Origin of the sequence: Lentzea jiangxiensis, from assembly GCF_900104175.1 — a bacterium.
Lineage (GTDB): Bacteria > Actinomycetota > Actinomycetes > Mycobacteriales > Pseudonocardiaceae > Lentzea > Lentzea jiangxiensis.
This window is the reverse complement of record NZ_FNIX01000007.1, coordinates 105,428-124,274: the sequence shown is the minus strand read 5'-3', so window position 1 is coordinate 124,274 and position 18,847 is coordinate 105,428. Positions and strand designations below refer to the sequence as shown.

Sequence of the window (18,847 nt, the reverse complement as noted above, 5' to 3'; positions counted from 1 at the left end):
AGAGATCCGCCCTCACCCGTGTGTCTTGGGTGAGGGCGGATCTTTTCGTCTGTCAGGCCACGTGTCCGGTCCGCGTCATGGAGACGGGCGAGCGGCTTGTGGAGAACTGGCGCCTCACCCACCGGGCCACCGTCCGCGGTGGCGGCTCCACCGCTCCGGCGAGTTGGGCCACCACGGCCAGTTCGGCACCGTCCTCGACGGCGATCGCCCACCCGTGTCCCTCGGTCCACAGCAGGGCCACGTCGCTGCCGGGGTGGTCGGGGAGGCTGCCGTCCACGGCGATGTACACGCGCAGGGGCTTCTCCCGATCGATGCAGGAGGACTCGCCGCTCAGTCCGAGTTCCCGCGTGACCCTCAGCGCGTAGTCGAGCACTTGCGCCATCACGTCGCCACCACCCTCCGCTCACCGGGGCAACAGCGCCGACTGCTTGACGCAGGGCGCGGTTACCCCGGTGGGGAGCGTGCAAACGTCAATCGTTCTTCACGTATGTCCGTGCAGTTCCACCGGCTTGGAGTTGCGCCGTGCGCGCATGCGCAGGTTCAGGAACTCCACGAACACCGAGAACGCGATCGGCCCGCACACGTACCCCTTCGGGATGTGCTGGTCGAAGCCCTCGGCGATGAGGCTGCCGTCGATCAGCAGCAGGAACGTGCTGCGGCCCTCCGCGCCGGCTCCTTCAGGCATACTTCGACAGTAACACGTAGCACTGTACGGTTGACTGAGGGAGGTGACCGCTTTGTCCGAATCGCTGCTGAAGATCGGAGAGCTCGCCGCCCGTGCCGGCGTGAGCATCCGCACGGTCGACTACTACACGACGCTGGGCCTGATCAGCCCCGCCCAGCGGACCGCGAGCAACTACCGCCTCTACCGCGCCGACGACGTGGACCGCATCCACCTCGTCCAGCGCCTGGAGGTCCACGGGCTGCCCCTGGAGGACATCGCCCGCGCGTTCGCCGCCGGCCCCGCCGACACCGCGGCGGTGCTCGGGCAGATCGACACGGACCTGCGCACGCTCCAAGAGGCGGCCGACGCGGCGTCTCCGGAGATGCACGGCCTGCTGGCGGTGATCGCGAACCGCGTGCACTCGCTGATCACCATCGCGCTGCAGCTCCCACCCGACCTGCCGATGTAGTCGCCCGCCGGTCAGGCGCGGTCGTGCAGCGTGACGTGGTAGCCGTCGGGGTCGGCGAAGGTGAAGGTCCGGCCGAAGGGGCCGTCGACCGGCGCCGAGACGATGGCGTGCCCGTCGGCGGCCAAGGCGTCGTGGATGCCCTGGACGTCCGTGGCGTGCAGCCAGATCGCGGCACCGATCCCGGGCCTGGAGGCCGAGGCGAGGTCCGTGCCGGGAACGACGTCGCGCAGGGCGAACGCGATCGGCTTCGTCTCGAAGACCACCGCGTGCGGAGGTCCGGCCGGTGAGCGGACGAGACCCAGGTAGCGCTCGTAGAACGCCCGCGAGGCGTCGAGGTCGCGCGCCTGCAGCGAGAGGAAGTCGGGACCGGTGACGGGCATGGTGTCTCCTCCATATGTGTCAGTTTTCTGACATGGCAGAGGCTATGTCAGAATCCTGACATGAGTCAAGACGACGCCGGAATCGACCTGGACACGTCGCTCGGGTACCTGCTGAAGGAGGCGTCGAGCGTCCTGCGCGCGGAGATGGAGAAGGTGCTGCGGCCGCTCGGGATGACCGTGACGCACTACTCCTGCCTCGAACTGCTGGCCCAGCGACCGGGCCTGTCGAACTCCGAACTGGCACGGCGCGCGTTCGTCACGCGGCAGTCGATGAACGTGCTGCTGCAGGCCCTGGAGCGGGACGGCGACGTGACCAGGCCCGCGGAGGCGCCCGTCGGGAAGGTCCTCCCCACCCGGCTCACGCCCCGCGGCCGGCGGAAGCTCGACAAGGCGTCCGCGGCGGTCCGGGCCGTCGAGGTGCGGATGCTGTCCGGGATGGCGGAAGCCGAGCGGTCGGCGGCGTTCCGGGCGCTGCGGAGCATGGTCGATTCGCTGCGCGACGGCGGTGTCTGAGGCCTGCCTCCCCGGTTATGGTCGGGAGGGACCGCGAGGAGGCGCAGTGGGACTTCGCAGCGAGCACTGGTACGCCGGGGACGACCGCAACGCCTACATCCACCGGGCCTGGATGCGCCGCGGCACCCCGGACGACGCGTTCCGCCGGCCGCAGATCGCGATCGCCAACACCGCCTCCGACCTCACCCCGTGCAACGCGCACCTGGACGAGATCGCGAAGTCCGTCTCCCACGGCGTGTACGAGGCTGGTGGCATCCCGCTCAACCTGCCCGTGGTGTCGCTCGGCGAGACCAACGTGCGCCCCACCGCGATGCTGTGGCGCAACATGGCCGCGATGGCCGCCGAGGAGATGCTGCGCGCCAACCCGGTCGACGGCGTGGTGCTGCTCGGCGGGTGCGACAAGACGATCCCGGCGTTGCTGATGGCCGCCGCGTCCGTCGACATCCCGGCGGTCGTCGTGCCCGGCGGACCGATGCTGACCGGCACGTTCCGCGGCGTCCCGCTCGGGTGCGGCACGGACGTCTGGCGGCTGTCCGAGGAGGTGCGCGCGGGCACGTTGTCGCAGGAGCAGTTCGCGCGCTCGGAGTCGGCGATGATCCGCAGCCGCGGCCACTGCAACACGATGGGCACGGCGTCGACGATGGCACTGGTCGCGGAGGCGCTGGGCACCGTCGTTCCCGGTGTCGCGGGCACCCCTGCGGCGGACAGCAGGCTCCTCGAAGCCTCGCACGCCACCGGCCGCCTCGTCGTCGAGCTGGTCGAGCAGGACCGCAGGCCCAGCACGTTCCTCACGAAGGCCAGCTTCCACAACGCGATCGTGGCGCTGGCTGCGATCGGCGGGTCCACGAACGCCGTGGTGCACCTGCTCGCCATCGCCGGACGCCTCGGCGTCGACCTCACGCTCGACGACTTCGACCGCGTCGGCTCGGGCGTGCCGCTCCTCGTCGACCTCCAGCCGGCGGGCCGGTTCCTGATGGAGGACTTCCACCGCGCGGGCGGCCTCCTGGCCGTGCTGCGGGAGGTGCGCGACCTGCTCGACCCCGCGGCGCTCACGGTCACGGGCCGGCCGCTCGCCGAGCACCTCGATGACGCGCCGATCTGGGACCCGCAGGTGATCAGGACCCGCGCGGAGCCGATCATCGCCGAGGGCGGGATCGCGGTGCTGAGAGGCAACTTGGCGCCATCGGGGGCTCTGGTCAAGCCGGCGGCCGCGTCGGCGCACCTGCTGCAGCACCGCGGCAGGGCCGTGGTGTTCGACAGCATCGAGGACTTCCACGCCCGCGTCGACGACCCGGACCTCGACGTGGACGCGGACTCCGTGCTGGTGCTGCGGGGCTGCGGCCCGCGCGGCTACCCGGGCATGCCCGAGGTGTCGAACATGCCGCTGCCGAAGAAGCTGCTCGAGCAGGGCGTGCGGGACATGGTGCGGATCTGCGACGGGCGCATGAGCGGCACGGCCTACGGCACGGTCGTCCTGCACGTGGCGCCGGAGGCGGCGGCGGGCGGGCCGCTCGGGCTGGTCCGGACGGGGGACGTCATCGTGCTCGACGTGGCGAACCGGCGGATCGACGTGGAGGCGCCGGACTTCGCGCGGCGCACCCCGAGCGAGGCGATGGCCAGGGCGTTCGCCTCACCGAAGCGCGGCTGGGAACGCCTGTACGTCGACCACGTCCTGGGCGCCGACACCGGAGCCGACCTCGACTTCCTGGTCGGCTCCAGCGGCAGCGACGTCGCTCGCGAGTCGCATTAGTGCGAGTGCTCGTGCTCCTCGACGTGTCCGGCGTCGTGCACGTGCGTGTGTGAGTGCGTCTCGCCGCCGTGCGTGTGGGTGTGCTCGTGTTCAACGTGCTCGTGCGTGTGCTCCCCGTGGGGATGCGAGTGAGTCGTGTCACCGTGGCTGTGCTCGTGGGTGTGCACTCCGTTGGTCATGACTTGATGTTGGCATGAGTCCCCCTGGAGCGCACTGACGCCAGATCTTGCCTATTGCAACATCATTGCTGTTAGCTACCCCAGGCAACACGGCAACCTGGGGAGGAACTGGATGCGGCGCGCGGCTCTGCTGGCCCTCGTTCTGCTGGCGGGGTGCACGTCACCCGACGGCTCCACCACCGCACCGGCGACGTCGATCGTCATCGGCGCGGGCAGCGAACCCGAGAACCTCAACCCCGTGCTCGGCTACGCCCCGGACGGCGCCGCGAAGATCTTCGACGGCCTCGTCGCGCGCGACGCCTCGCTGGCGCTGAAGCCCGCGCTGGCCGCGGAGCTCCCGAAGGCGTCGGCGGACGGCCTGACGTGGACGGCGAAGCTCCGCAAGGACGTCACGTTCTCCGACGGCACGCCCGTGACCGCCCAGGACGTCGTGTTCACCTACAAATCCGTGCTGGACAAGAAGGTGAACTCCACGATCGCCACGCGCTTCGACGCGCTGACCGACGTCGTGGCGACCGACGACAGCACGGTCGAGTTCAAGCTGTCGTACGCCTACGCGCCGTTCGCCCAGCAGCTCGCGCTCGGCATCGTGCCCGCGGCCAAGCTCTCCGGCATCGACATCAACAGCGCGCCGTTCAACACCGCCCCGGTCGGCAGCGGCCCGTACACCGTCGCCGAGTGGCGCAAGGGCGACCGGATGGTGTTGAAGGCCAACGAGAAGTACTGGGGCGGCGCACCGGCGGTCAAAACCGTCACCGTCGTCTTCGTGGCCGACGACAACGCCCGCGCGACCCGCATGGCCGCCGGTGAGTTCGACGGCACGGTGCTGCCCCCGAAGCTCGCGCAGACCTACCGCGACCGGTCCGGGTACAAGGTCGTGCAGAACCCGTCGGCGGACTACCGCGGCCTCGGAATCCCGTCCGAGCTGCCGCTCACCTCCTCCCCGCAGGTCCGGCGGGCGATCAACCTCGGCATCAACCGCCAGGCCATGATCGACGCGGTGCTGGCGGGCTCCGGCAAGCCCGCGTCCACTCCGATCTCCCCGCACCTGAAGGACTGGTACGACGAGGGTTCCGCGTTCCCGTACGACGTGGCGGAGGCGGAGAAGCTGCTCGACGAGGCGGGCTGGCGCAAGGGCGCGGACGGCAAGCGCTCCAAGGACGGCCAGCCGGCGAAGCTGCCCGTGCTCTACCCCGCCCCGGACGTGCTGCGCAAGGAGCTGGCGCTCGCCACGGCGTCCGACATCGCGAAGCTCGGCATCGACGCGCCCGTCGAGGCGACGACGTTCGACACCATGCTGCAGCGCCGCGAGGAAGCGGCGTCGGTGTGGGGTGGCGGTGACCCGTACGACCCGGACACGGCCGCGTACACGTTGCTGCACAGCAAGTACGCGGGCCAGGACGGCTACGTCAACATGACGCTTTACCGCAACTCCACTGTGGACACCGCCCTGGACACCGCCCGCCGCAGCCTCGACCCCGCGGCCCGCAAGAAGGCCTACGACGAGTTCCAGAAGGCCTACTCCGCCGACCCGGGCTGGGCGTTCCTGGTATTCCTCGACCACACGTACGTCATCCGGGACAGGTGGAACGGCCAGGAGACCCAGGTCGAGCCGCACGACCACGGCCTCGTGCACGCGGTGTGGTGGAACCTCGAGCGCTGGACGCCGAAGTCGTGACCCGGTCCATCGGCCGGCTGGCCCTGCGGCGGCTGGCCTTCGCGGTCCCCGTGCTGCTCGTGGTCAGCTTCGCGCTGTTCGTGCTGGCGAAGGCCTCCCCCTTCGACCCCGTCGAACGCTACTTCGGCGTGCGGATCATCGGCGCCTCGCCCGAGCGCGTGGCCCAGCTGCGGGAGAACTGGGGCGTCGACGAACCGGTCGTCGCGCAGTACTGGGCCTGGCTGCGGCACGCGGTGACGGGCGACCTGGGCGACTCGCTGTCGTTGCAGCAGCCCGTGTCCGAGGTCATCGGCGACCGTCTCGGGTGGACGGTGCTGCTCGTGTCGGCCGGTTTCACGCTGGCCCTGCTGCTCGGGCTGCTGCTGGGCACGTTCGCGGCGTGGCGGCAGGGCACGTGGCTCGACCGGCTGATCACGGGCGGCTGCTACGCCCTGGAGGCGGCGCCGGTGTTCTGGGTGGGGCTCGCGGTGCTGTACGTGTTCGCGCTGCAGCTGCGGTGGCTGCCCGGCGGTGGCGTGACGTCCGGGTCCGAACCGGTGTCCGCCGGCGGGGTCGCGGTCCACATGGTGCTGCCGGTGGCGGTGCTGGCGATCTCGCAGGCGCCGTGGTTCGTGCTGTTCGTGCGGCAGAACCTCCTCGAGTCGTTCACGCAGGACCACGTGATCGGTGCTCGCGCTCGCGGCCTCCCGGACCACCTGGTGGTGTCGGGGCACGCTCTGCGCACCTCGCTGCTGCCGTTCCTGACGCTGCTCGGGGCGCGGCTGCCCGAGCTGATCACCGGGGCGTTGCTGGTGGAGACGGTGTTCTCGTGGCCCGGCATCGCACGCGCGACCGTCGAGGCGGCGCTGAACGTCGACTTCGCGCTGCTGGGCGCGCTGACCGTGATGGCGACGGGCGTGGTGCTGCTGGGCAACCTGCTGGCCGACGTCCTGTACTCGCTCGCCGACCCGAGGGTGGCGCTCGATGGCTGACCTGACCTGGCGTCCCGCTCCGCGCAGCCGCCTGACCGCCGCGAGCCCGCCGCGCTCCCCGAAGTGGCGGCTGCTGCCCTCGGCGGCGATCCTCGTGCTCGTCGCGCTGACCGTCCTGGTCGTCCCGCTGGTCGTGGAGCTCAACGAGCAGTACGTCGACCTCGCGGTCGCCAACCGGCCGCCGTCCGCCGCGCACCTGTTCGGCACCGACGAGCTCGGCCGCGACGTGCTGCTGCGTTGCGTCTACGCGCTGAGGGTCTCGCTGACGGTCGGTCTGGTGGCCGCGGTGATCTCCGCGGTCGTCGGCACGGCGGTCGGCGCGCTCGCCGGCACCGTCGGCGGCTGGTTCGACCGGGTCCTGATGCGCGTGGTCGACGCGATCGCCTCGGTACCGCACCTGCTGCTGGGCATCGTGATCGTCGCGGTCCTGCGGCCCAGCCTCACCGCCGTGATCATCTCGATCGCCCTGACCCACTGGCTCACCGCGGCGAGGATCGTGCGCTCGGAGGTGCTGTCGCTGCGCACCCGGCCGTTCATCGACGCGGCGATCGTCGGCGGCGCCTCGCGGCTGCGGGTGCTGACGCGGCACCTGCTGCCGAACGTGGCGCCGCAGATCCTGCTCGCGACCACGCTGATGGTGCCGCACGCGGTGTGGCACGAGACGGCGCTGTCGTTCCTCGGCCTCGGCCTGCCGCCGCACGCGGCCAGCATCGGCAACATGATCAACGACGCCCAGCGGTCGCTGCTGACCGGCGGCTGGTGGATGTCGCTCGCGCCCGGACTGCTGCTGATCATCACGACGCTCGCGGTGTCCGGGGCGAGCGGCGTGTGGCGGGACCGGCTGAACCCCAAGCGGCGCACGGAGCTGACGTGGTGAACCTGGAGATCGACCGGGTGTCGGTGCGGTTCGCGCTCCAGGGCGCGACCGTCGAGGCCGTGAACGACGTGTCGTTGCGGATCAGGCCCGGCGAGTGCGTGGCGCTGGTCGGGGAGAGCGGCTGCGGCAAGACGGTGCTGGCGTCGGCGCTGCTCGGGTTCCTGCCCGGCAACGCCGAGACCAGCGGCAGCGCGCGGCTCGGTGACGTGGACCTGCTCGCGGCGAGCGATCACGAGCTCGCGACCACCATCCGCGGCCGGCGGATCGGGTTGATCCCGCAGAGCCCCGCGAGCCACCTCACGCCCGTCCGCACGGCCCGCTCGCAGCTCGAGGAAGCCGCCCGCGTCCTCGGCGGCGACGCGCGCAAGGCCGCCGAACGCGCCGGTCTGCTGCCCGAGCACCTCGACCGCTACCCGCACGAGCTGTCCGGCGGCATGGCGCAGCGCGTGGCGAACGCCCTGGCGCTCGTGGGCGACCCGCCGCTGCTGATCGCCGACGAACCGACCACCGGGCTCGACCGCGACCTCGTCGACGGGCTGCTCGACGAGTTCCGCAGGCTCGTCGACGACGGGCACGCCGTCCTGCTGATCACGCACGACCTCGCCGCGGCGCACCGGGTCGCCGACCGGATCGCGGTGATGTACGCGGGCCGGATCGTCGAGGTCGGCCCGGCCCACGCGGTGCTGGACGACTCCCGGCACCCCTACGCCCGCGGGCTCGCCAACGCGTTGCCCGAACGCGACTTCCTGCCCATCCCCGGCCAGCCGCCCCTGCTCACCGACCTGCCGGCGGGCTGCGCGTTCGCCCCGCGCTGCGCGCAGGCCACCGCCGTCTGCGAGGACCGCCCCGTGCTCACCGACGACCCGCACGCCGTCGCGTGCCACCGCCCGTGCTGACCGGCACCGGCATCACCGCCGGCTACCGCGACCCGGTGGTCACCGACGTCAGCCTGACCGTCCAGCCGGGACGGACGACCGGCCTCGCCGGCCCGAGCGGTTCGGGCAAGTCCACTGTGGCGCGCGTGCTCGCGTTGCTGCACAAGCCCTTCTCGGGCACCGTGGAGATCGACGGCGAGACGGTCACCGGCTTCCGGTTCAAGGCGACCCAGCGCACGAAGATCGGCGTGCTGTTCCAGCAGCCCCGGCTCTCGGTCGACCCGCGCTTCACCCTGCGCCAGGCGATCGCGGAGCCGTTGCGGGGCGGGGACGTCACCGAGCTCGCCGACCTGGTCATGCTCACCGGCGACCTGCTGGACCGCCGCCCGCACGAGGTCAGCGACGGCCAGTTGCAACGCGCCTGCCTCGCCCGCGCGCTGGCGCTGAAGCCGCGCTACCTCATCTGCGACGAGATGACGACGATGCTGGACGCCTCCACGACGGCCGCGCTGGTCGGCGTGATCCGCGCCTACCAGCGGGAATCCGGCGCCGGGGTGCTGGCGATCTCGCACGACGCCACGTTGCTCGCGCGGTGGGCGGACGAGACGGTCAGGCTTTCAGCACCGCTTCCACGATGACGTTGTCGCGGTAGCTGCCGGCGACCCGGTCGAACTCCCCGCCGCACGTCACGAGCCGCAGCTCGGACAACGGTGCCGGTCCGTAGACCACGGCCGTCGGGAACGCCGTCTTCTGCGTCGAGTAGGAGTTGTTCACGACGAACGTCAGCTTGCTGCCGTCCTCGCGTTCGACCAGCACCTCGGCTCCGGGCTCGAGCTCGGGCAGCCGGAAGAACACGCCGGGCCCGGTCTTCGAGTCGACGTGGCCGGAGATCACCGCGGGCCCGGCGTCACCCGGCGCGACGCCCTTGGCGTACCACCCGGCCTTGTCCGCGCGCGTCGGCGGCTCCAGCGCGCCGGAGGAGTCGACGTCCAGCGCTTCGAGGGACGTCTCGACGCCGATCGACGGGATCCGGACCGTGACGGGCTCCGGCACCTCGTCCCCGCCGGGCCCTTTGACCACGTAGATCAGCGTGACCAGCACCGCCGCCCCCATGAGGAGCTTGCCCCTGGCCATCAGCCGAACCGGAACAGCCTGCCGCGCGCCGAGTGCATCGCGATGCCCACGATGAGCGCGATGACCAGCGCCGTGACCCAGTCCCAGCCACCCGCCATGCCGCCGAAGCCGGTCTCCTGGCCGCCGCCGGGCACGACCTCGGCACCCTTGGCGTCCGTGCGCAGCTCGATGCGCCGGGCGCTGACCAGCAACGAGTAGACGGCGCCGCTCTCCAGCGTCGCCTCCAGCCTCGTCGAGTCCTTGCCGCGCGGCAGCACCTGCAGGGCGTCCGAGCCGGGCAGCATCATGACGTAGCCGGTGGCCGAGGTCGGCTGCACACCGCGGTGCACGAACACGCTGCCGCGCAGGAGGTCCATCTCGGCGTCGCCCGCGTTGATCACCCGCAGCCGCGCCTGCCCGTTCGGCGGCAGGTTGACGTCGTCCTCCAGCACCTTCATCGACGACGCGATGTCGACGACCGTGTACGCCTTGCCCGCCCCGGCCCGCACGAGCACCGACCGCAGCACCGGGCTGCCGGCATCGGAGCCGGCCGCGCGGAACTCGACGACGTGCTCGCCCGGTTCGACGCGGCGGTAGTCGTGGAGGTCGGCGTAGTCGAGGGTGCCGAGCTCGACACCGTCGAGTGAGGCGTCCACGCGGGCCTGGTCCATCGAGAAGTGCCCGAGCCGCAGGTACGTGCCCGCTGCGGCGTGCGCGGGCGTGGCGGAAAGCAGCAACAACAGCACTACGGCGAGCACTCGCACGCAGACCCCTCCCCTCATCGGACGCCCACAACGATAACGCGACTGATCAGCGTCCGGTGAGCTCAGGCCGTCCGCCGGGGTGCGTCACGGTGGCCCCGGACGCCTCCACGGCCAGCCGGGCAGCGTCCTCGGGGCCGTCTCCCCGCGTGAGCGCGAACGTCAACGCCGCCACGAACGCGTCGCCGCCTCCGGTCGTGTCGACGACCTCGACGTCGCCCAGGGGCACCACCAGCTCTCCCCCGTCCCAGACGAACACGTTGCCCACGTCGTCCACGGCGAACGCGACGAGCTCCTTGGGCATCAGCTCGCGAGCCGCGTTCACCGCGTCGTCCGCTGTCTTGATGGTCCAGCCGGTGAGCAGCTCGGCCTCCCGGTGGTCGGCGCGCACGACGTCGGCGCACTCCAGCAGTTCGGCTCGCAGCCGTTCGGGGGCGCCGTCGAGCACGACGCGGCCCCGCGCCGCCCGCGCGGCCTTCAACGCGACCTCGGGCGGTTGCTGCAGCTGCACGACCACGGCGGCCGCGCCCTCGATGAGGTCGACCGGCAGGTCTTCCTCGCGCAGCAGCAGGTCGTCCGGGAGGTGCTCCAGGTAGCGCCAGCCGTCCGCCACGACGTCGACGATCAGCCCGGTCTCCTGGTCGGGGCGGCGCACCACGGCTCCGGTCGCGATCCCGTCCGCGGCGGCCCGCGCGATCAGCCGTTCACCGACGTCGTCGTCACCGACCACACCCACGAGCGCGACCGGCGCGCCCAGCTGCGCCAGGCCGACCGCGATGTTCGCGCCCTTGCCGCCGAGCACCTCCCGGCGCTCCCGCACGGGCGCGGTGCCCCCGGCGTCCGGCACCTCGTCGACGACGAGGACCAGGTCCCGTGCGATCTGTCCCACCACGACGACTTCGTCCACGGTGCAGGACTACCCGGCCGGGGGCCGATCAACTCCGCGAGAACCGATCGGTGACGTCCTCGCCGCCGGGCAGCACGGCGAAGAGGTCGACCGGCGTCCGCGGCGACACCATCTCGCCGCGGTGCTCGCGCTTGAGCCGGTCCCTCGCGACGGCGACCTGCTCGCCCGGTGCGGTCAGCACGAGAACCGGCACGGCGCCCTGCGAGACGTGCGCGCCCACCCTGTCCTCGCTGCCGCGCCCGAACTTCAGCACCTTGCCGTACCGCACGAGGTAGAGCAGTGTCGCCTCCCCGCGCGCACGCTTGAGCTGCTGCACTTCGCCCGTCTCGTCATTGCGGCCCCACGTGCCGTGCGACTTCGTGAGCCAGCGGAAGCCCGTCCACGGCAACCCGTGCACGTCGGTCGCGAGCACGGTCCAGCCCGGCCGGGCGTACCTGGCGAGCCGGACCTTGACGGTCGTCGCGGCGATGAGCTCCGAGTTCTCCCGCCAGGTGCCGTCGAGCTCCAGCCGGTGCGCGATCTCCTGCACCGCCGGGTCCGGCACCGACCTGTCGTCCAGGCACACCAGGCACCGCGTGCGCGCTGCGGTACCGCAGGACCGCGCGACACCGCACCAGCCGCACTGCCGGATCTGCACGGGCGCGCCACCGGGCCTGTCGTGCAGCACCTTCATCTGGTCCGCCACGACCCGCAGGCACGGCGCGCACAAAGCACACCACGCGACCTCGGTGACTTCCTTGCGCGGCAACCTGGTCATGCAGTTGATGCACTGCTTCACTCGCCCTCCCCTTGCGGGAAAGCCTATTCCAGCGCCCTTTTCAGGCGCGAGGAGACCAGGGCGTGCCGGGGGTCGGTGACGGGCAGCGACACCCGCAGGCGTTCGAGCACCTCGGCGTCCTCCCCGCTGTCCGCGAACGCCAGCAGCGCGTCGAGGTCGCCTCGCTCCAGCACGCCCCTGCGCACCGCGGCGGCCAGGTCGGTCCGTTCCTCGCGGACCACCGGGGCGTCCGAGCGCGGCAGCAGGTCACCGCTGTAGTGCCGGGTCGCCTCGCCCGCGTCGCCGGACCGCAGTGCCGTCCGCACGTCCAGGAAGTCGCCGCGCACCACCGCGTCGAGCCGGTACGGCCTCGTCAGCAGGACACCACCGAGCTGCGCGCGCAGCCTGTGCAGCTCCGCGCGGACCGTGGTCGGGTTCCCCCGCTCGCCGTAGAGCAACAACGCGAGCTGCTCGGCCGTCAGCCCCCTGGGGTGCAGGGCGAGGGCGGTCAGCACCTCGGCGTTGCGCAGCGTGAGCGCGAGCGGCCTGCCGTCGAGGTCGGCGTGCAGCCCGCCGAGGAACTCCAGCGTCAGCACGTGCCGGCGCGGGGCGAACTGCCGCAGGTGGTGCGTGGCGAGCTGGGCGGCCGCGCACACGAGCTGCGCGACGGCCGGGTGCATGGTCTTGAGCGGCCCGCTGACGTCGACGACGCCGAGCAGGACGCCGGTGTGCGGGTCGTGGATCGGGCTCGCGGCGCACGTCCAGCCGTGGTAGGTGCGCACCAGGTGTTCGCGCGAGTGCACGGTGACCGGACGGCCGGTCACGAGAGCGGTGCCCATCGCGTTCGTGCCGATGACGTCCTCGCTCCAGCGCGAGCCCTCGGTGAGGTGGACGCGGTCGGCCCGGTGGCGGATCCGGTTGTCACCCTCGCACCACAGGATGTGCCCGCGCGCGTCGGTGACGATCATGATCGTGTCGTCCATCGACAGGGTGCCGCGCAGCAGCGGGACGGTGTGCGCGAGCGGGTGCGCGCCCCGCAGGTCCGCGATCTCGTCGGGCGCGTAGACGACCGGCGCCTCGTGCCGGTCCGGGTCGACGCGCGCGGCGAGGGACCGCCGCCACGACTCGAAGATCACCGGGCGGGCGTCCCCCAGCTCAGCTGGGTGCACCAGTCAAGGATGCAGGCCGCGTCGCCGCGCCTGCAAGCATCCCGTTGCCCCGATCGGATGCAACGCGGGTGAAACGTTGCCGGTTCTACGTTCGCCACCTGTTCGCAACGACGCGGAAGGAACGCCCATGGCGAAGTACGCGGCTCCGGGGCAACCGGACAGCGTGGTCACGTACCGCGACCGGTACGACCACTTCATCGGAGGCGAGTACGTACCGCCCGCCAAGGGCGAGTACTTCGCCAACCCCACCCCGGTCACCGGTGAGGAGTTCACCGAGATCGCCCGGGGCACCGCCGACGACGTCGACCTCGCGCTCGACGCGGCCCACGGCGCCGCCCGCGCCTGGGGCAAGACCTCGCCCGCCGAGCGCGCGAACGTCCTCAACAAGATCGCCGACCGCGTCGAGGAGAACCTCGAGAAGCTCGCGGTCGCCGAGACGTGGGAGAACGGCAAGCCGGTCCGCGAGACGCTGGCCGCCGACCTGCCGCTCGCGGTGGACCACTTCCGCTATTTCGCGGGCGTGATCCGCGCCCAGGAGGGCGGAATCTCGCAGATCGACGAGGACCTGGTCGCTTACCACTTCCAGGAGCCCCTGGGCGTCGTCGGGCAGATCATCCCGTGGAACTTCCCGCTGCTCATGGCGACGTGGAAGCTCGCCCCCGCCCTGGCGGCGGGAAACGCGGTGGTGCTCAAGCCGGCCGAGCAGACCCCGGCGTCGATCCACGTGCTCATGGAGCTGATCGCCGACCTGATCCCGCCGGGCGTGCTCAACGTCGTCAACGGTTTCGGCGTCGAGGCGGGCAAGCCGCTCGCGTCCTCGCGCCGCGTGGCGAAGGTGGCGTTCACCGGCGAGACGACCACCGGCCGGCTGATCATGCAGTACGCCAGCGAGAACATCATCCCGGTCACGCTGGAGCTCGGCGGCAAGTCGCCGAACGTGTTCTTCAACGACGTGGCCGCGCAGCGGGACGCCTTCTACGACAAGGCTCTCGAGGGCTTCACGATGTTCGCGCTGAACCAGGGCGAGGTCTGCACCTGCCCGTCGCGGGCGTTGATCCAGAGCGAGATCTACGACCAGTTCCTCGGTGACGCCGTCGAGCGCACCAAGGCCGTCAAGCAGGGCAACCCCCTCGACACCGAGACGATGATCGGCGCGCAGGCGTCCAACGACCAGTTGGAGAAGATCCTGTCGTACATCGACATCGGCAGGCAGGAGGGCGCCCGCGTGCTGACCGGCGGCGAGCGCGCCGACCTCGGCGGCGAGCTGTCCGGCGGCTACTACGTGACGCCGACGGTGTTCGAGGGCGACAACAAGATGCGGATCTTCCAGGAGGAGATCTTCGGCCCGGTCGTCTCCGTCGCGCGGTTCTCCGACTACGACGACGCCATGAAGATCGCCAACGACACGCTCTACGGCCTGGGTGCCGGCGTCTGGTCGCGCGACGGCTCGGTGGCCTACCGCGCCGGCCGCGACATCCAGGCGGGCCGGGTGTGGGTGAACAACTACCACTCCTACCCGGCGCACGCGGCGTTCGGCGGCTACAAGCAGTCCGGCATCGGCCGCGAGAACCACCGCGTGATGCTCGACCACTACCAGCAGACCAAGAACCTGCTCGTCAGCTACTCGCGGAACGCCCAGGGCTTCTTCTGATGCCCCGCGTGGCCCTGACCCCGGAGGCGGCGACTCTCCTGCGCCGCCTCCGGGCTGAGCACGGCGAGCTGATGTTCCACCAGTCCGGCGGGTGCTGCGACGGCTCCGCCCCGATGTGCTACCCGCTCGGGGAGTTCCGCACCGGCTCGTCGGACGTGCACCTCGGCGACCTCGACGTGGCCCCGGAGCCGCCCGCGGAGGCCTTCACGGTTCCCGTCTGGATGTCCGCGGCGCAGTTCGAGCACTGGAGCCACACGCACCTGACGATCGACGTCGTGAAGGGCCGTGGGAGCGGTTTCTCCCTGGAGGCACCACTGGGAGTGCGCTTCTTGGTGCGTTCGCGTCTGCTCTTGGACGAGGAGCTCTAACATGCGCGCATGACCGTCCAATGCGGATGCTGCGGAGCCGAGATCACGTCCACCGACCGCATCGACTACCGGCTGAACCGTCCGGAGCAGCTGATCGGCGTACCCGGCGGGCAGCTGGGAGCGCCGACGGGCGGACTGCTCGTCGGACCGGACGGTGACTCCTACATCCGTTGTCTGCTCCCGGTTCGGCTGACCGGCGGAACGGAGCTCGTGTTCGGGGCGTGGACGCAGATCAGCAAAGTCGACGCGATGTACGCGCACGCCGTGTGGGACAACGACGAGCAGTACGCGAACCTGCGCGTCGCCGGCAGGTTCGCGAACGTCATCAAGCCGTGGGACGTCTTCGGCGTGCCGGTCGAGGCGGCCGTGCTCAACACCGACGAGCTCCCCTACTTCACCTCGCACCCGTTGCTGGAGCGGGAATGGGACCGCGACGAGGTGCTGTGCCGCATCCGGCACCCGCTGCCCGTTCCCGTGCGCGAGACGCTCGGCGAGGTCTGGTCCGTCGAACGCACCGAGGGCATGCGGTGCGCGGTCGAGGGCCGCACGGTCAGGTTCACGAGCCCCGGCCGCCGCGTCGCGCTCGACGTCTACGCCGACCTCACCGGCGGCAGCGTCAGCGACTTCCTCGGCGCGGTCCTCGACGGCTACCCCGCGACCGCCGAGCACTCCGTCTCCCACGACGGCCCCGAGCTGCGGCACGCGTTCTGGCTCAGCGAGGTCATCGACGGCCACGAGGAACAGGTCTTCCACGGGCACGTCGTCCGTCCCGGCACGATGATCTCCGTGCGCTGCGTGTACCGCTATCCGGCAGACAGCGCGTGGGCACAGCACGTGCTCAACAGCGTGCGGTACATCGGATGACGGCCTGCGCGTGCTGCGGCGCGGAGGTCGACGAGCCGGGCGCCCTGGACCTGGACCTCGGCCTGCCCGCCGGCGCGGCGGGAGCCGAACGCCTCGCGGACGGCAACGTGCTGCTGGGCGAGCAGGCGTACGTCCGGTGCGCGCTCCCCGTCGAGCTGACCGGTGACCTGGAGCTGTGGTTCGACGCGTGGATGCGGGTCACCGCCGCGGCAGCCCGGCGCGCCGCCGAGGCGTGGGGCGACCCGTCGCTGCGGCTGACGGGGACGTTCGCGCACGACATCAAGCCGTGGGACGACCTGCACGGCGCCGAGGTCGTCGCGGAGGTCGTCGAACCCGGCACGCCGCCCGAGCTCGTCGAGCACCCGTTGCTCGGCACGACCTGGGACCGCGACCGGGTGCTCAGCGCGTTCCCGGTCGCCCTGCCGATCTCGTTCCAGCAGGAGGTGCGCGGCCCGTGGAGCGTCGAGCGCACCGCCGGGCTGACACCGCGCCTGCTCCCGGACGGCCTGCGGTTCGCCGCACCCGGCCGCGCGGTGTTCGTCGACACCCGCAAGCTGCAGGGCATGCCCGCCGACCGGTTCCTCGAGATGGCTCTGGAGAACGCGCCGGACGTGCCCGCCGGCCAGCGGTTCCTGGTGCGGGACGGCGTCGAGCTGCGGCACGCGCTGTGGCTCACCACGCACCGGCACGAGTTCTACGGCCACGTCGCGCGGTTCGGCGAACTGCTGCTCGTGACGTGCCTCTACGACGACCCGGCCGACCACGCCTGGGCGCGCCACGTGCTGAACAGCGTCCGTTACGAGCCCTGACCGAACGTCAGCCGCATGTCGTCCATCGCGACGCTCACCAGCGGCGTGCGTCCGGTCAGGTAGCCCAGCGGCCCGCCGGCCGGCACCAGCCACGCGGCCTCGGCCAGGCGGTAGCGGCCGGACATGACGGCTCGGGCGCGCACGTCCCTGCCGTCGAGGTGCTGGGCGATCGGACCCGCGAACCGCCACCTGCCCGGCAGCGGCAGAAGGCTCTTGACCGCGACCGCCGCGATCGACGAGCCAGCGCCGAAACGGGCGAGCTGCTTCGGGATGGCCCACAGCTCACGGCCGCCCTGCCGCGACGCCTCGCTGTCGACCCAGATCTGCGGCACGGACACGGCCACCGCCCCGCGGTCCAGGACCGGCACCGCGACGAGCAGCTCTTCGTAGGTGAGCACGCTGCCCGGTTCGTACGACACGAACGCGACGGCGACGAAGGCGCTGCCCGCCAGCGTGATCGGTCTCGCGCCGCGCGGCAGGTGCTCCCGCGGCACCTCGTCGCGCGGTACGCGGAACACGGAGATCACGGCGGATCCCCTCATGTGCCAGGGCTCAGGTGGGTACCGCACGTCCCCGATCGTAACGTCAGGGAAGTCCCAAGTTCGGACGAGTGACCTGGACCACTTGCCGCAGCGGACCGACGATTCCCGCCATGAACGTCCTGCTGGCATTCGCACTCACCGCGAGTCTCACGTCGCCGATGCACCTGCCCCCGACCGCACCATGCCCGGAGAACGTCCCCGCCGGCACCACCTGCTACGAGGGCCGGGACGCCAACGGCGCTTACTACACGGTCGCCGTGCCGAAGAAGTGGAACAAGACGCTGGTCGTGCACTCGCACGGCGGTCCCGACCTCGGCGACCCCACGCCCGAGCGCACCCGCGACGACCTGAACCGCTGGGCCGTCATGGTCAAGGAGGGCTACGCCTGGGCCGGCACGTCGTACCGCCGTGGCGGCTACGGCACCCGGATGGCGGCGGAGGACACGGACAACCTGCGCCGCATGGTCAGCGGGATGCTCAAGCCGCACAAGGTGTTCCTGCACGGGCAGTCGTGGGGCGGCAACGTCGCGGCCAAGACCGTCGAGCTCTACCGGGGCTACGACGCGGCGCTGCTCACCAACGGCGTGATGGCGGGCGGCTCGCGCGGCTACGACTACCGCGTCGACCTGCGCGTGGTCTACCAGTACTACTGCGGCAACCACCCGCGCCCGTCCGAGGTGCAGTACCCGCTGTGGCAGGGCCTGCGGCCCGGCTCGACGATGACGGCCGCCGGCCTGCGCGGCCGCGTCGAGGAATGCCTCGGCGTGGCGGGCAGCCGCACCCCCGAGCAGCAGCAGAAGCTCACCGACGTCCTCGCCGTCACCAAGATCCCCGAGGAGACCCTGAACTCGCACCTGAACTTCGCGACGTTCACGTTCCGCGACATCGTCCACAACCGACTGGGCGACCGGAACCCGTGGACCAACGCCGGCGTGGTCTACAAGGGCTCGCACGACGACAAGGCCTTGAACGCAGGCGTCGAACGCTTCGCCGCCGACCCTGCGGCCCGCGCCGAACTGGCGTACGACAGCGACCTCACGGGCAAGATCGACATCCCGGTCCTGTCCCTGCACGCGATCGGCGACCCGACGGCGTTCGTCGAACACGAGTCGGCCTACCGCGACACCGTGCGGAAGGCTGGCCGCTGGTACAACCTCGTGCAGACCTTCACGACCGAAGCGACGCACAGCTCGTTGAGCGACTCCGAGTACGCCGCGGCCATGCAGTCCCTTGCCACCTGGGAGAAACGCGGCCTGCGCTCCACCCCGTTCCAGATTGCCGCCTCCTGCGCCGGCCACGACCGGGAATACGGCACGGGCTGCTTCTTCAACCCCTGGTACAAGCCCGCGCCGTACGAGTCGCGGGTCGCGCCCCGCTGACCCCCGCCGGCCCGGCCGCGGTGTCCCGCGGCCGGGCTTGCCTCCCGGTCATCGCCTGATCCACCAGCCTGTCCTGCGAGTCTTCGCCTGAGGTGAAGGCCGATGCGGACCAGGATGATCTCGGCTCGGTGGTAGGCGGCTCGTTCCGCGAACCTGGTTGCCAGGCTGCGG

23 protein-coding genes are annotated in these 18,847 nt (G+C 71.4%); 13 read left to right on the top strand and 10 right to left on the bottom strand.

Annotated features, from left to right (window positions below; translation table 11 throughout):
• Positions 1-52: 52 nt before the first annotated feature.
• Both BLQ91_RS21085 and BLQ91_RS21080 read right to left on the bottom strand, forming a co-directional pair.
• Positions 53-382: a DUF6292 family protein gene (locus BLQ91_RS21085; protein WP_143022743.1), complete on the bottom strand. Its 330-nt coding sequence runs from the start codon at positions 380-382 to the stop codon at positions 53-55.
• A gap of 99 nt (positions 383-481) precedes the next feature.
• Positions 482-685 carry a hypothetical protein gene (locus BLQ91_RS21080; protein WP_218130347.1) on the bottom strand — a complete coding sequence of 68 codons (204 nt, stop codon included), beginning with the start codon at positions 683-685 and terminating at the stop codon, positions 482-484.
• Between the two features lie 43 nt (positions 686-728).
• On the opposite strand from BLQ91_RS21080, the gene BLQ91_RS21075 reads away from it, so the two are divergent.
• Positions 729-1,133, top strand: a complete 405-nt coding sequence (locus BLQ91_RS21075; protein WP_236224743.1) for a MerR family transcriptional regulator — start codon at positions 729-731, stop codon at positions 1,131-1,133.
• Between the two features lie 11 nt (positions 1,134-1,144).
• Here the strand turns inward: BLQ91_RS21075 and BLQ91_RS21070 are convergent, their stop codons facing one another.
• Positions 1,145-1,513 carry a VOC family protein gene (locus BLQ91_RS21070; protein WP_090098938.1) on the bottom strand — a complete coding sequence of 123 codons (369 nt, stop codon included), beginning with the start codon at positions 1,511-1,513 and terminating at the stop codon, positions 1,145-1,147.
• 60 nt (positions 1,514-1,573) lie between these two features.
• Between BLQ91_RS21070 and BLQ91_RS21065 the strand changes: the two genes are divergently transcribed.
• Both BLQ91_RS21065 and BLQ91_RS21060 read left to right on the top strand, forming a co-directional pair.
• The gene (locus tag BLQ91_RS21065) at positions 1,574-2,026 is read left to right on the top strand and encodes a MarR family winged helix-turn-helix transcriptional regulator (protein ID WP_090098936.1); all 453 of its coding nucleotides are present in this window, start codon (positions 1,574-1,576) and stop codon (positions 2,024-2,026) included.
• Between the two features lie 46 nt (positions 2,027-2,072).
• A complete protein-coding gene (locus BLQ91_RS21060; protein WP_090098934.1) occupies positions 2,073-3,776 on the top strand; it encodes an IlvD/Edd family dehydratase in 1,704 nt (567 codons plus the stop codon).
• On the opposite strand, the gene BLQ91_RS21055 is transcribed toward BLQ91_RS21060, so the two are convergent.
• Positions 3,773-3,955, bottom strand: a complete 183-nt coding sequence (locus BLQ91_RS21055) for a zinc transporter Slc39a7 (protein WP_090098932.1) — start codon at positions 3,953-3,955, stop codon at positions 3,773-3,775. The genes BLQ91_RS21060 and BLQ91_RS21055 overlap by 4 nt on opposite strands.
• Positions 3,956-4,067: 112 nt before the next feature.
• Between BLQ91_RS21055 and BLQ91_RS21050 the strand changes: the two genes are divergently transcribed.
• From BLQ91_RS21050 to BLQ91_RS21030, 5 genes are read left to right on the top strand one after another with little or no spacing between them, the layout of a single operon-like run.
• Entirely contained in the window at positions 4,068-5,633 is a 1,566-nt protein-coding gene (locus BLQ91_RS21050) for an ABC transporter substrate-binding protein (RefSeq protein ID WP_090098930.1), read from the top strand.
• A complete protein-coding gene (locus tag BLQ91_RS21045) occupies positions 5,630-6,604 on the top strand; it encodes an ABC transporter permease (RefSeq protein WP_218130346.1) in 975 nt (324 codons plus the stop codon). Before BLQ91_RS21050 ends, BLQ91_RS21045 begins: the two co-directional genes overlap by 4 nt.
• Positions 6,597-7,481 carry an ABC transporter permease gene (locus tag BLQ91_RS21040; RefSeq protein ID WP_090098928.1) on the top strand — a complete coding sequence of 295 codons (885 nt, stop codon included), beginning with the start codon at positions 6,597-6,599 and terminating at the stop codon, positions 7,479-7,481. Before BLQ91_RS21045 ends, BLQ91_RS21040 begins: the two co-directional genes overlap by 8 nt.
• Complete coding sequence (locus BLQ91_RS21035; protein ID WP_245733704.1) at positions 7,475-8,377, top strand: ABC transporter ATP-binding protein; 903 nt, start codon at positions 7,475-7,477, stop codon at positions 8,375-8,377. Before BLQ91_RS21040 ends, BLQ91_RS21035 begins: the two co-directional genes overlap by 7 nt.
• Positions 8,359-8,994: an ABC transporter ATP-binding protein gene (locus tag BLQ91_RS21030; protein WP_245733703.1), complete on the top strand. Its 636-nt coding sequence runs from the start codon at positions 8,359-8,361 to the stop codon at positions 8,992-8,994. The genes BLQ91_RS21035 and BLQ91_RS21030 overlap by 19 nt, the downstream gene beginning before the upstream one ends.
• On the opposite strand, the gene BLQ91_RS21025 is transcribed toward BLQ91_RS21030, so the two are convergent.
• From BLQ91_RS21025 to BLQ91_RS21005, 5 genes are read right to left on the bottom strand one after another with little or no spacing between them, the layout of a single operon-like run.
• Entirely contained in the window at positions 8,966-9,490 is a 525-nt protein-coding gene (locus tag BLQ91_RS21025) for a class F sortase (protein ID WP_245733702.1), read from the bottom strand. The genes BLQ91_RS21030 and BLQ91_RS21025 overlap by 29 nt on opposite strands.
• Positions 9,490-10,233 (bottom strand): DUF4397 domain-containing protein, encoded by a 744-nt coding sequence (locus BLQ91_RS21020; protein ID WP_176959868.1) that lies wholly within the window; start codon positions 10,231-10,233, stop codon positions 9,490-9,492. Before BLQ91_RS21020 ends, BLQ91_RS21025 begins: the two co-directional genes overlap by 1 nt.
• Positions 10,234-10,279: 46 nt before the next feature.
• Positions 10,280-11,137: a PfkB family carbohydrate kinase gene (locus BLQ91_RS21015; RefSeq protein ID WP_090098919.1), complete on the bottom strand. Its 858-nt coding sequence runs from the start codon at positions 11,135-11,137 to the stop codon at positions 10,280-10,282.
• 28 nt (positions 11,138-11,165) lie between these two features.
• Positions 11,166-11,915, bottom strand: coding sequence for a hypothetical protein (locus BLQ91_RS21010; protein WP_090098917.1), 750 nt, complete (start codon positions 11,913-11,915; stop codon positions 11,166-11,168).
• Between the two features lie 23 nt (positions 11,916-11,938).
• On the bottom strand, positions 11,939-13,063 hold the full coding sequence (locus tag BLQ91_RS21005) for a GAF domain-containing protein (RefSeq protein WP_245733701.1): 1,125 nt from the start codon (positions 13,061-13,063) through the stop codon (positions 11,939-11,941).
• A gap of 127 nt (positions 13,064-13,190) precedes the next feature.
• On the opposite strand from BLQ91_RS21005, the gene exaC reads away from it, so the two are divergent.
• The 4 genes from exaC to BLQ91_RS20985 are packed head-to-tail and all read left to right on the top strand — an operon-like array spanning position 13,191 to position 16,755.
• Complete coding sequence (exaC, locus tag BLQ91_RS21000) at positions 13,191-14,714, top strand: acetaldehyde dehydrogenase ExaC (protein ID WP_090098912.1); 1,524 nt, start codon at positions 13,191-13,193, stop codon at positions 14,712-14,714.
• Entirely contained in the window at positions 14,714-15,082 is a 369-nt protein-coding gene (locus BLQ91_RS20995) for a DUF779 domain-containing protein (protein WP_090098910.1), read from the top strand. Before exaC ends, BLQ91_RS20995 begins: the two co-directional genes overlap by 1 nt.
• 9 nt (positions 15,083-15,091) lie before the next feature.
• Positions 15,092-15,946, top strand: coding sequence for a DUF2199 domain-containing protein (locus BLQ91_RS20990; RefSeq protein ID WP_090098908.1), 855 nt, complete (start codon positions 15,092-15,094; stop codon positions 15,944-15,946).
• Positions 15,943-16,755, top strand: a complete 813-nt coding sequence (locus tag BLQ91_RS20985) for a hypothetical protein (protein WP_090098906.1) — start codon at positions 15,943-15,945, stop codon at positions 16,753-16,755. Before BLQ91_RS20990 ends, BLQ91_RS20985 begins: the two co-directional genes overlap by 4 nt.
• On the opposite strand, the gene BLQ91_RS20980 is transcribed toward BLQ91_RS20985, so the two are convergent.
• Complete coding sequence (locus tag BLQ91_RS20980) at positions 16,743-17,324, bottom strand: acetoacetate decarboxylase family protein (RefSeq protein WP_245733700.1); 582 nt, start codon at positions 17,322-17,324, stop codon at positions 16,743-16,745. The two genes, BLQ91_RS20985 and BLQ91_RS20980, sit on opposite strands and share 13 nt — an antisense overlap.
• Before the next feature lie 83 nt (positions 17,325-17,407).
• On the opposite strand from BLQ91_RS20980, the gene BLQ91_RS42805 reads away from it, so the two are divergent.
• Positions 17,408-18,676 carry an alpha/beta hydrolase gene (locus BLQ91_RS42805; RefSeq protein ID WP_245733699.1) on the top strand — a complete coding sequence of 423 codons (1,269 nt, stop codon included), beginning with the start codon at positions 17,408-17,410 and terminating at the stop codon, positions 18,674-18,676.
• The last annotated feature ends 171 nt before the right edge of the window (positions 18,677-18,847 follow it).